This is a genomic window from Bifidobacterium biavatii DSM 23969, from assembly GCF_000741165.1.
Lineage (GTDB): Bacteria > Actinomycetota > Actinomycetes > Actinomycetales > Bifidobacteriaceae > Bifidobacterium > Bifidobacterium biavatii.
In genome coordinates, this window is record NZ_JGYN01000040.1 from 1 (window position 1) to 12,569 (window position 12,569).

Below are 12,569 nucleotides of genomic sequence, written 5' to 3' on the forward strand. Positions count from 1 at the left end.
CCTGGGACCAGGGATCCGAACTCGCCCTGCACCAACGCGTTTCCACGGCCCTTGACATGCAAGTGTACTTCTGCGACCCGCACTCACCATGGCAGCGCGGCACGAACGAGAACACGAACGGACTCCTGCGCCAGTACTTCCCAAAAGGCACCGACCTGAGCGAGTACCCCGAACAGTATCTCGACACAGTAGCCGCAGAACTCAACGACCGGCCAAGAAAAACCCTCGGATTCCAAAAACCATCCGAGAAAATCCTCGAACTCATCAACGCCGCATGATACGATCACACCATTCCAAGACCGCCATCAAGAGCGGCAAACACCCCAAGTGTTGCAACCACCACTAAAATCCGCCCTTGCTCGCATGAATATAGGGGATGATCATAGGCCGTCATGCTGACTATAGGGTATTTTACCGGTAAATGCCCCTATATTGACCGATTTTCATCTCTCTTGCGAAACAAAATGAGGAAAATCCCCCCTATAACTCGGGGGTGAGGTGTATGTTTTGGTAACGAGATGAGATTTTCGACAGCAAACGAGCCAGAAGTGGAAAAGGCGAGCTTGGATATGACACGATTCACGCGACGTTGCGGCAAGCTGGTCGCGGCCGTGCTGGCCGGCGGCATGATCCTCGCCACGCCAGCGACCGCGATCGCGGAACCTGCGGCCGATGCGGTGGCCGGAACGCCCGCGGCTGATTCGGCCGTCGCGTTCCCCACAGAAACGATGACGGGATGCGATGACGTGCAGACGTGGGCAAAACTGGTCGAATGCGCGGGCAACACGGCGCAGGACACGATCGTCACGGTCACCGCGCCGATCGTCGCCGACAAGGATGCGACGGTGAACGTCACGAAGACGATCGGCCTGACCACCAAGCTCGACGGGCCGACGCCCGTCCTGACCTCGGCCGACGGGGACACGACCGGCCAGCTGTTCGACGTCAAGTCCGGCGGCAAGCTGATCGTCGGCGCGGACGCGAACGACAAGTTCACGTACGGCGGCACGAAAGACAAGACAGCGACCCGCCGGTTCGCTCGCATCGAGGAGAACGGCGTCATGCAGGTCAACGGCGGCACGTTCCGCTATCTGACGGTGAATGATCTTCCGGAGACCGTCAGTAAACAGAACGAAACCGCTGCGGTCGCGTTGAACATGGGCGGCACGCTGCTCGTGAGCGGCGGTACGTTCGACCACATCGACACCGGCTCAGCCGGCGCGACAGGCGTGTTCTCCAATAACGGCGGCACGGTCACGATCGACGACGGCACATTCAAGAACAACACGGGCGTGCGCGGCAGCGTCCTGTCCGACATGGACGTGACCGGAGCTAATTCGTCTACCGTGACGATCAACGGGGGCACGTTTGAGAGCAACCACACTTCATATGCGGGTGGTGTCGCCTATTTGACCAACACGGGCAAGACCGACGGCAAGTATGAGGGTGTATACAAGGTCACCGGCGGCACATTCGTCGGACACCCAAGGTGGCGTGATCCATTCCGGCGGCAGTTTGACGGTTTCCGACGGCACATTCACGGGCAATGTTGCGAAGGGCAATGGCGGCGGTGCCCTGTCCAATAGCGATGCCGGCAGTCTGACGGTCACCGGAGGCTTGTTCACCGGCAATAGTCAGGATCCGGATCCCGGACAGTCGTGCGGTCTCGAAACGAACGACGGACCCTGTTGGAGGGGCACGGCCGGCGGTGGCGCCATCTATTCGACGGGCACGGCCAGCAGTCTGACGATTCAGGGCGGCGTCACATTCAAGGGCAATTACGCGAAGGCCCGTAATTTCGGTTCGGGCGGCGGTGCGATCTGGGCGCAGGGCAAATTGTGGATCCGCAACAGCGCCGACGCCAGCGCGAACAAACCGGTGTTCGAGGGCAACTGGGCTTCGATCAGCCAACCCACTGCCCCTGCGACCAATAAGGATATTCCGACGATGCTGACCGGTCCAGCCACGCAGGTGACTGCGGGCGGCGCGGGCGGAGCAGTGTTTCTGATGAACAATTCAACCGCGTTCATCACCGGCGGCGACTACCGGAACAACGCGTCCGGATACTTGGGTGGCGCGATCTACACGGAGGAAAGCACGACCACGTACGTGGGGCGTGCGGTCGCATGGGAGAATACGGCGGGTCATTTCGGCGGCGGTCTGTGGTTCTGCCCGTCGGGTAATTCTGCCGCGTCCAAGGGCGGCAATATCGCCTTGTTCGACAACAAGGTGAACGATACGCTGGACGCGAACACGGACAACCGGTCCACGGCGGGCACGCAGAACAAGACCGCCGGTTCCGACCTTGCGATCATGAACCCGTACCACAAAAGCCGATACCGTATCCGTTCGAATACGTTCCAGTTGATGGATACCTGGTTCACCAGTCGTGATTCGAGTACGGTGGACTGGTATTGGGACGGCACTCCTTCTCTGTACGCCAGCGGCTATCAGGACAAATGGCTTGGAGGCGACGCCGACCAGTCCGTCTCCACGTACAACGGGGTAGACGGCCACGCGAACCGTTACGACGAAAATTCCACGAACAACGTGAAAATCGACATCACCACCGCTGATAATCATTCGGTGACTACCTGCCTCTACTACACGTATGGCCGTGATCAAGGAAACGATGGCCAGATTGATGCCACCAACATCAACACGCAGGCCGACTGCACTGGCAAGGGCTATTATCAGGATGGTTTCGGCAATCAGGGACTCGCATTGAAGGCCGACGTCACGAACGCGACCGAAAAAGATAATGCGCAGTCGACCGGCCAGATCCTGATCAGCGGCAACGGGGCGCGCCTGTCGGGCGGTGGTTTTGGTTCGAATGGCGTGGTCGTATTCGACAGCCCGTATTCGATGAGCTGGAACAAGGCCGACGCGAATACCAAGGATCTGGTGACGTCGTCGTCCACGTGGAAGATCACCACCACGAACGCCCAGCTCGAGGACCGTGACGACGGGGAGGAGAAGAGCCCGTACATGGCCCCGTCGATGCGCCCCGCGCAATGCCAGGCCGGAGGCACGTTGCCTAAAACCTGCTGGCAGAAGGACGAGGACGACAAGACGTGGTCGGTAACGGTCACGGACAACGATCCGACGCGCGACAACGACAATACGATCGGTGCGATCAGCATCGACAATCTCGCGCCCGGCACGTACACGCTCAAAGAGACCGTCCCTCCAACCGGTTACGAGCTGAACCCGACTGAGTACGTGTTCACGATCAAGGCTGCGGGCACTGACAACACGGTGCCCGAACAGCCCAAACTGTCGATTCAGACCGGCAGTGATCAGCTGGTCGGTTCGGATGGCCGTACGATCGGCGACAAGCCTGTCACCGGCGTACTTCAGTGGAAGAAGATCAGTTCAACAACCAAACAGACAATTGACGATTCCGAATGGACGATCACCGACACTAACGGCAAGACGGTCAACGGATACGCATCGATCGCCGACAATACCGGTGCCGACGGTTATCAAGGCAAGGATCAGAATAAGACCGCTGGCCTGTTCGAGATCAAACTCGACGCGACCGGCACTCAAGGGCTTGGTCCGGGAGATTACAAACTCGTCGAATCAAAGGTCCCCAGTGGCTACTGGCAGCCCACGACCAAAGAATACCCGTTCACGGTCCAGTCGGAATCCGGTACGATAACCGCCACGTGGACTGGCACCGGTATGGGCATGAGTGGCGAAATTGAAAACACGCCCACGAGAGTGTCCTGGACGAAAGTCGACGCCGGTTCTCACACCGCCATTGGCGGCGCGGAATGGAAACTCGTCCGTATTAAGACTGTCGACGGCACGCCCATCGGCTCTGACGAGCAGCCCGCGTGGACCGTACTCGACTGCGGTTCCGACCAAAATGGATGCACAGGTCAGACCGACGATAAGCATCCAACCGACGCATCCGGGAACCGTTGGGCTGATTCAGACACCACCGCCGGCGGGTTCACGTTGGAACGACTCGAACCCGGCACGTACAAGTTGACCGAAACCAAAGCCCCCGACGGATACACTCTCGCCCAGGTCAGTTACGAGTTCACCATCGGTCACACGGAAACCGCGGATGTGCGGATCGACCTGTCCGCCGGCGCGAACGGGATGATCCCCGTAACCCATCCGGACGAAGGCGGCAACCTTATCGCCAACGTGCGCACCGTGGCCGCTCTTCCGTTCACCGGCGGCATGACCGAACGGTCCATGCTGGCTTACGGCCTGCTCTTGGCCGGTGCGGGCGCAGTCGTGTGGATGATCGGAGGACGCCGCCGTGCCTGACCAAACGATACCCAGTACCGGCTACGGGTAAAGCCTTTCCCGCACCGTAACCATGACCCTTTGAGACAATCCATCATCCCAACCATCAATGAGGAGAGAACACAATATGAACATCAGAAAGCCAATGGCCTTGCTGACCGCCATGGCCGCGCTTTTGGGAGGCCTCGCGTTCGGCGCGACCGCCCACGCTGACGAAGGCACCACGGTCACTACGGACGTGACCTTCACGTTCACCGCTGACAATAAGGCTCAGCTTGAAAACCGTGATCTGAAGGCCTATAAAATCGCCGACTTCGTCAACTACGGCACCACCGACAAGCCGACATACGGCGTGAAAACCGCCGCCAACGCCAACCGTGACAAGCTCACGAGCGCACTGACCACCGCAGGATTCCAGAACATTCCCACCGACAATTCCGTCGATCTGATGGCATGGTCCCTCGGACAGAAAACCACCAAAAACGATCAAGGCACGGTCACTCAGGTTGAATTCAATCAAGGTGACACTGGCAAGCCTTGGGGTGTGGGCACTGACTCGGTGAGCCGCAAGTTCGCTGACGCGCTCAAGGAGGACAACCCGTTCTATGAAACCAAGGCCACGACCGCATACGCCGTCCAAGCGGGCAAGAATGCAGAGGGCAAGTATACGGCGACGGTCACCCTGCCCGCGGGCATCTACCTGTTCCTCGACGAGGCGGCCAGCACCAACACCGTCACCCAGGCGATCCCCATGATCGTCAACACCGGCACCCTGTCCGACGCCGACACTCAGGGTAACAGGACGCTGACCTTGGTCACCACCGCGCCGACCATCAACATGAAGAACTCGGCCGCCAGCGAACAGCAAAAGACGGTCGACAAGACGAGCGCGTCTGTGGGCGAAACCCTGAACTACACGCTGACCTACACGATCCCCAACCCCGTCCCCGAGGGCTTCACCCTCACTTTCAAGGATCAGCCCGGCAAGGGTCTGACCTACGATCCCAACAGCTTGAAGGTCACCGCCACGCCCACCAACGGCACCGCAACCGAACTGACCGCCAACACCGATTACACCGTGACCAACAACCTCACGGACAACAAGGGCGACGGCAGCAAGACCATCGACATCGCGATCACAACGCCGGTCACGTACGCTGGCCAGACGATCACCGTCACCTATCAGGGTACCGTCAACAACGAGGCTGAAACTGCCTCCGGCCATGACTGGCATGAGGTTCACAACAAGCTGGTCGACGCCAATGGAACCCCGATCACGGACGTGACGACCAAGGTCTTCGGCTTCTCGTTCACCAAGGTCGACGCACAGGGCAAAGCCCTGCAGGGCGCGAAATTCAAACTGAGCGTCGAAGACGGCCAGACCGGCGTGCTGCCTACTGACACCACGAACTACCCTTACGAAAACATTGAATCCGGGTCGGATGGCAAGGTGACGTTCAACGGTCTGAAGGCCGGCACCTACACCGTCACCGAAACCAGCCCCGCCGATGGTTACCTCGCCATGCCCGGCAACCTTACGTTCACCGTCACCATCAGCGAGGACGGTGCCGTCGCGTTCGGCAAGGACACGTGGGGACTCGTCTCCACCGATAGCAACGGTGCCAAGGTTACCAACGTGAAGTCCGTGACCGAACTGCCGTTGACCGGCGGCATGGGCATCATCCTGTTCGGCGTGGCCTCCCTGATCCTCGCCTCCGGTGCCGCGATCCTCGCGGTCCGCGCCCGCAGGACCCGCATGGCCCTGACCATGGCCTGACCCATCCGATCGTCCGTCCGGAAACTGTTCCGGCCGGATAAGCGGTGACGAGAGGCGGAACTCCCTGAGTCACAGGGGGAGTCCCGCCTCTCGTTGTCTTGAACTGAAGTCCTGCGGCTGCTCGCCTAGACGAGCCATCCGGCAACGGACGCTATAAGGAGAGGGGGCGTGGAGCCCGGCCACAGGAGATGCCGGACTCCACGCCCCCTTCCGTTTGTTGAGGATAGGATGTTGGATCCTAGGCTTGGATGCGACGGCGCGTGAGCATGACGCCTACGCCCGCCATGGACAGTGCGACCGTCGCGATCAGCATGCCCAATGCGTCGGAACCGGTGGACGCCAGACCGGTCGCATTCGCAGCCGCGCCGATCTTCGGCGTGTCCACGGTCACGGCGTCATTCCAGTTCTTCTTGCCGGTTGTCGGAATCGTCACGTCCGTCTTGGACCCGGTGGAAGTGGAACCACTGCTGGACGACTGCCCGGTGGACGGCTTGGAAGTGGCTTGTCCCTGATTGCCGGTGGAGGGCTTGTCGCTCCCGTTCGTGTTCGGCTGGTCGGCCGGCTTGTTCTCGCCGGGCTGATCCGGCTGATCGGGGGTTTCGGGAGTGGACGGCTGATCCGTGGTTCCTCCGTCGTTGCCGCCGTTGTTGTCAGTCGGGGGGGTGGCCGGCTGATCAGGTTCTGGTTCCGGCTCGGGATCCGGCTCGGGATCCGGGTCCGGTGTCGGAGTCGGATCGGGATCGGGATCCGGAGTGGGATCCGGGTCGGGCTTGGGGGTTTGTCCGGCGATCGCATCGTATTCCGCCTGCGCGGTCTTCAACGCGTCCTGCGCGTCCTTCAACGCCTGCGCGGCCTGGTCCACAGCCTTGAGCAATGCGGTCTGCTGGTCGACGGTCAGGTTTGACTGGTCGAGCTGCGCCTGCGCGGCCTTCAACGCTTCGGCAGCCGCATCGAGCGCAGTGGTCTTCTGGGAGAGCGTGGCATGCGCCTGACGCAACGCGGCGATCATTCCCGGTTTAACGCCCGCCTGCTCGGCGAGTTGATCCAGCTTGGATTGCGCGGCCTTGAGCTCGCTGCTGGCCTTGTCGGCGGCCTTGCGGGCGGTTGCCGCGGTCTCGCGCGCCTGACTTGCGGTCACGTTCGCCGACTGGAGCGTCTTGGCCGCGGCCTCGAGCTCGTCTTCCGCCTGACGTTGCCTGTCTTGTGCGGTCTTCAACGCCTGCGCGGCCTTGTCTGCGGTCTCGCGCAAAGCAGTGAGCGTAGACAGGTGCTGTTCGGCCTTGGTGAGCAGCGTGGTCTTGTCCTTGAGAGTGCCGGCGGCCATGTTCGCGGCGGTCTGCGCCTTCTCTGCCTGGTCGGCCTTGTCGGCGGCGGTCTGAGCGGCCTGCTCCGCTTCCTTGGCCTTGGCCTCAGTCTGGGCCTTGGCTTCCTTCGCGTCCGCTTTGGCCTGCTCGTATTCACTCTGGAGACGGTCCACGGTTTCCTGATCGACGGGCTGCATGCCTTCCGTATCGGGATGCTGTGCCTTCCACTCGTCCAACGCCTTCTGCGCGGCTTCCTGCGCCGCCTTCAGCTCCTTGGCTGCCTGATCGGCCTGCTGCTGCTTGGCCTGCAGTTCGGCGAGTTCCTTCGCCTTGTCGGCGGCGGTCTGCGCCGCCTGATCGGCCTTGGCTTGCGCGTCCGCGGCGGTCTTGTCCGCAGTCTTGCCTGCCTCGACCTGCGCTTTGAGCGGATTTTCGTACTGGTCGAGCATGCTCGCGAACGACTTGGTGTCCGTGACCGTGCCCTGATCCTTGTACGAGGACTGCTGGGTGAAGTACCGCGTGTACCAGCCGTCATTGGGGTCGATCATCGCGCCGACACCGAACCCGGTGCTCGTCATCGACGTGTCGACGATGTTGAGATAGTGGCCGGTATCATGCCACAGCTGCTTGTACTGGGGTTGCGTGCTGATCCAGTACGCGTCGTTACGATGCGCGGCGAGCTCGGGATCCTTCGCCGCGGCCTCGTCGAACTGCTTCTTTTCACGCGTGTACCAGCCGTCGAACGGATTGTAGTCGTCGGTGGCACCGTACGCGATGTTCTCGTTCGCATCCCACCGGCCGGCACCCGTGTGCTGGAAACCGTTGACCTGGATTTCCTGATTCGCGCCGGCCGCGGTCGCCATGAGATAATCGGACACCTTGAGCTCGTCGAGTCCTTCGGCGCGACGCAACTGGTTGAACTGGTCGATGTAGGACAACGCCTTGCGGATGTTGTCGAGGTTGAAACTATCGTCCGTCTTGTCGGGGTTGATGATCCCGTCATTGATCCACTGGCGGATCGTCTCGTCGCTGTTGATCAGCTGCTTGGCCGCGTCGGAACCGTTGGCTTCGAGATAACCGAGATATCCTTTGTCGAGCTGCTGCTGCGCCTGTTCAGCGGCCTGCTTGCGTCCTTCGGCATCGCTCTTGGCCGCGTCCGCCGCATCTTGGGCGCTTTTCGCGTCGGCGGCAGCCTGATCGGCCGACTGCTGCGCCTGATCGGCCTGCGTTTTCGCCGTCTCCGCCTGCTTCGCGGCCTGATCGGCCTTAGCTTGGGCTTCTTCGAGCGCCTTGACGAGCCGATCCCGCTCATTCGCAGTCTGCGCCGCGTCGAGCTGCTTGGCGAGATCATCCACCTTGCTCTCGGCCTGCTGCTGCTCGCTCTTCGCTGCTTCCGCCTGCTTCGCGGCCTGATCGGCCTGCGTTTTCGCCTCGTTCGCCTGCGTTTTCGCCGTCTCCGCGTCCTTTGCCGCCTGCTCGGCCTGCGCCTGCGCTTGGGACTGTGCTGTCTTAGCATCCTCCACGGCCTGCCCGGCCGCCGTCACGCCCTCTTCGGTCGCGCCGGCCTGCTTCGCTGCCTGATCGGCCTGATCGGCCGACTGCTGCGCCTGATCGGCCTGCGTTTTCGCAGCTTCCGCGGTTGCGGCCTTCGCGTCCGCAGTCGCCTGCGCCTGCTTCGCTGCCTGATCGGCCTTCGCCTGGTCCGCTTCGGCCTGCTGTGCCTGAGTTTCGGCCTTGACGGCCTCATCCTGCTTCGCTGCTTCCTGATCCACCGCCTCGCCGAGTTCGGGCGTGTAGTCGCCGCCCGCCTCGGTCTTCGCCTGATCATATGCGGCCTGCGCCTGATCCTTGTCGGACTGCGCTTGGTCGACGGTCGACTGCGACTGCTGCACGTTCTGTGCGGCCTGGTCGACCGCCTGCTTGGCGGCCTCGATCTCCTCGTCACTGGGCGCCGCTTCGACGGCCTTGTCATACGCCTCCTGCTTGGCGGCGACATCCTGCTTTGCGTCCTCGACCTTCTGCTCGGCCTCGCCCAGTGCGTCGACCGTCGCTGCCGGCGGCTGGACGTCCGGATTGTTGGACGTGACGTCGTCCGCCATGGCCGCCGGCGTTATCATAGAAACGGCGACCGTCGCAGACAACGCTGCCGCGACCTTCCTGCTCATACTGCTCATAATCGGATCCTTTCATCCCGTGGATGGCTCCTCAAACTTCCATCCAACTACCCACTATTGTAGTCGAATCCGACTACAAATGATGTTGTTTTTGGTTTGGGCGTGTCGCGTCGGTGTGGTGGCTTTTTTCTGGTTTTTCCGCTGATCACGCACGGATGGTCTGTCGTATGCTGGGTAGCATGTATCCCGTCGACATGGAAAGAGGATTCTCATGGCTGCTCCGACTCCCACATCGGTCCGTCTCGATCCTGAATTGAAGCGTCAGGCCGAGGAGGTGTTTGACCAGCTTGGTTTGACCGCGAATACTGCGATTACCTTGTTTTACAAGGCAGTCGTACGCGATCAGGCCATCCCGTTCTCGGTGAGCGTGAAGCCGCTCGAGGAGTATTCGCCGGTGGTTGAAGCCATGTTGAAGATCCTCAACGAGCAGGGCGCGTTGTCCGCGCCGGATGCGGAGGATGATGGACCGGACGACGATCGTGGGGAGGAATGCTCGTCACGCGACGAGTGAGCCGAGGAATGCCGTTGCGCACAGGACTGTCGGAGCGTCTTCGCATCGACGTGTTCGCCGTGTAGGGCCGGCGGAACGTGTTATTGACGTGTTGCTCGGAGTGATCGCCCTAACGTTCCTGTTTACCGTCACTCAATTTGTCTGGCAGTATTGGGGAGCGTCGTTCGACACGGTGTCCACGACGAAACGGATCGAGACCGAGCATCACTGGAAGGTGAGCAAGCCCGTGAAGGTCACCTCGACGACCAGGGTGGCCGAACCGCGCTATTCGGAACCGCCGGCGGAGGCGGAACCGAAATACGGGGACGTGATTGGTCATATCTATATTCCACGTCTGGGATCCGATTGGGATCGGCTGATTCAGGAGGGGACCGGCATTGACGTGTTGAATAACTTAGGGCTTGGTCATTTCGAGAACACGAGCATGCCGGGGCAGTTGGGCGTGACGGCGTTTGCCGGGCATCGACAGCCGGTGAATTTATGGGCTCTCGACACCGTCGTTAAGGGGGACGCGGTCGTCATTCGTACCGAACACTACTGGTATGTGTATCGGATAACTAGGCTTGAGATCGTAGACAAGACTGACACGAGCGTTCTTGACCCGGTTAGTGGGGAACGTACGCTGGTTTTGTCGACATGCGATCCGAAATGGGTTGCCGTTGACCCGCAGAACCGTCTGATCGCCCACGCTGTTTTCGACTATTGGTCTCCCGTCTCGGACGGTACTGTGCGTGAACTGACTGGTCCTGCGGATACGAAACGCACGGTCGAATCGACCATTACCACCGTAAGCACCCGGATCGCCACGGTCACGAACGACGCTCCGGTCACGCCGACCTTGGCCATCGTTTGCCTGGGCACGTGGCTTGTCATGGATATGCTGTTCTGGCTGATTGACCGTAACCGGTCGTGGACGAGACTGGCCCGTCAAGGATGGTGGAACGTGATCGTGCTCCTGTGGCGCGTACAGGCGGGCCCGTTGCCGGTGCGTCTGCTGCTTTCGTTGGTGATGTGGACCGGCATGGTTTTCTCATGTTTCGCGTGGGCGTGCCCTTGGGTCGCCGGCACGATTCCGATACTGTCCACCCCGTATCCGGGCTTGGGCTGACAGCCGTTTCCCCATTGCTCTTTAGCGCCCTACTGGTGGGGTGCTTTTCTTTTTGGCTCTGTTAGACCGAGGTTGACTTTTTGACTTGCGTCGTAGTTACCGAGTAGCTACAATGAAGGTATGAGAACGGGCAAGGTGGCGCGTATAGCCGATAGGGTCAGGAAGGAACTCGGCGAGCTGACGCCGCAGGAGCGCACTCTCGCCATCAAGGCGCTGCGCGATGCCTTGTATGAGGGTTCCGCATTGGATGCAGCGACGAGTGACCCGAAGCAAATGGATGCGTGCGTGCGCTGCGGAAGCATCCGAATCATCCGCAAGGGGCATGGCCGTGACGGCTCCCAGCGTTGGAAGTGCATGGACTGCGGACGGACGTTCGGTGTGCGCACGAACCGGGTGATGGGCATGAGCAAGCTCAAGGCGGGCGTGTGGATGCGATTCCTTGAATGCTTCGTGGATTGTCTGAGCCTGCGCAAGTGCGCCCAGCGTTGCGGCGTGTGCCTGAAGACCGCGTTCCTCATGCGTCAGCGGGTCATCGAGTGCATACGCCGGTACACGCCCGTTCTGCGTTCCGAGGCGGGCATGTCTGTCCAGTTGGACGAGACGTACTTCCGCGAGAGCTTCAAGGGCAACCATACGAAGTCGGCCGTGTTCGTCATGCCCCGCAAGGCCCACCGGCGCACCAAGTCCCTACGTAAGCGTGGCTTGTCGAAGGAGCAGATATGCGTGGCGACCGGCGTGGACGATGCGGGCCGTTCGTTCCTGACCGTATGCGGGCGCGGCGTCATCTCCAAGGACCGTGCCATGAGCGCATTGAAGCCCCATATCGGACGCGGCACCGACGTGCTGACCGACGGCGCGCCCGCCTATGTGAAGCCATTGGCGGAACTGGGCGCGAATCTCACGCAAACCGATGCCGGCGATCATGCGATCAACCGGGTGAACACATTGCATGCCCGGTTGGAGGATTTCATGTTCGGCTTCCACGGCGTATCCACGAAGTATCTGCAAGCCTACTTGGACTGGTTCCAATGGCTCGGCGCATTCACCGACGGGTTCGGCGAGACCGACGATAACCGGCTACTCGCCCGTCAGCTCGGCAACGGCCTGTACCGCATCCGCCGTCGCGACTACCAGCGCATGACACCGCCATACATGGACTACTGGAAGAAAGCCGCATGACATCGTGCATACGATGTACAGTCGGAACAACCAAACAAAGCATAGGAGGCGCGTATGGCGAGTATACCCACCACGACCATGAGGATAGACCCACAGCTCAAGGAGGAATCCAGCCAAGTGCTGGAAGACCTCGGACTCACCCTCTCCGGCGCGGTCACGATCTTCCTCAAGGCCGTCGTCAGGGAACAGGGGCTACCGTTCGACGTACGGCTGAATCAGGATAGTCATAGCGAAGAGTGAACCGGCATAC

The 12,569-nt window shown here is 60.9% G+C and carries 9 protein-coding genes; 8 read left to right on the forward strand and 1 reads right to left on the reverse strand.

Annotation, left to right across the window (positions count from 1 at the left end; translation table 11 throughout):
• From BBIA_RS12040 to BBIA_RS12055, 4 genes are all read left to right on the forward strand, one after another.
• The coding region (locus BBIA_RS12040) for an IS30 family transposase (RefSeq protein ID WP_035138460.1) at nucleotides 1-278 on the forward strand (278 nt) is incomplete at its 5' end.
• Between the two features lie 291 nt (nucleotides 279-569).
• A complete protein-coding gene (locus BBIA_RS12045) occupies nucleotides 570-1,586 on the forward strand; it encodes a hypothetical protein (RefSeq protein WP_033496053.1) in 1,017 nt (338 codons plus the stop codon).
• On the forward strand, nucleotides 1,495-4,287 hold the full coding sequence (locus BBIA_RS12050) for an MSCRAMM family protein (protein ID WP_152600649.1): 2,793 nt from the start codon (nucleotides 1,495-1,497) through the stop codon (nucleotides 4,285-4,287). The genes BBIA_RS12045 and BBIA_RS12050 overlap by 92 nt, the downstream gene beginning before the upstream one ends.
• 106 nt (nucleotides 4,288-4,393) lie before the next feature.
• Nucleotides 4,394-6,043 (forward strand): SpaA isopeptide-forming pilin-related protein, encoded by a 1,650-nt coding sequence (locus tag BBIA_RS12055; protein WP_033496049.1) that lies wholly within the window; start codon nucleotides 4,394-4,396, stop codon nucleotides 6,041-6,043.
• Nucleotides 6,044-6,281: 238 nt separating this feature from the next.
• Here BBIA_RS12055 and BBIA_RS12060 read toward each other — a convergent pair whose 3' ends face one another.
• Nucleotides 6,282-9,521, reverse strand: a complete 3,240-nt coding sequence (locus BBIA_RS12060) for a CAP domain-containing protein (protein WP_152600648.1) — start codon at nucleotides 9,519-9,521, stop codon at nucleotides 6,282-6,284.
• A 211-nt stretch (nucleotides 9,522-9,732) separates the two neighbouring features.
• On the opposite strand from BBIA_RS12060, the gene BBIA_RS12065 reads away from it, so the two are divergent.
• The 4 genes from BBIA_RS12065 (at nucleotide 9,733) to BBIA_RS12080 (ending at nucleotide 12,559) form a co-directional block, all read left to right on the forward strand.
• Nucleotides 9,733-10,032: a type II toxin-antitoxin system RelB/DinJ family antitoxin gene (locus tag BBIA_RS12065; protein ID WP_033496045.1), complete on the forward strand. Its 300-nt coding sequence runs from the start codon at nucleotides 9,733-9,735 to the stop codon at nucleotides 10,030-10,032.
• Between the two features lie 88 nt (nucleotides 10,033-10,120).
• The gene (locus tag BBIA_RS12070) at nucleotides 10,121-11,140 is read left to right on the forward strand and encodes a sortase (protein WP_051924048.1); all 1,020 of its coding nucleotides are present in this window, start codon (nucleotides 10,121-10,123) and stop codon (nucleotides 11,138-11,140) included.
• Nucleotides 11,141-11,260: 120 nt separating this feature from the next.
• The gene (locus tag BBIA_RS13965) at nucleotides 11,261-12,319 is read left to right on the forward strand and encodes an IS1595 family transposase (RefSeq protein ID WP_033496043.1); all 1,059 of its coding nucleotides are present in this window, start codon (nucleotides 11,261-11,263) and stop codon (nucleotides 12,317-12,319) included.
• Nucleotides 12,320-12,373: 54 nt separating this feature from the next.
• Nucleotides 12,374-12,559 (forward strand): type II toxin-antitoxin system RelB/DinJ family antitoxin, encoded by a 186-nt coding sequence (locus BBIA_RS12080; RefSeq protein ID WP_033496041.1) that lies wholly within the window; start codon nucleotides 12,374-12,376, stop codon nucleotides 12,557-12,559.
• The last annotated feature ends 10 nt before the right edge of the window (nucleotides 12,560-12,569 follow it).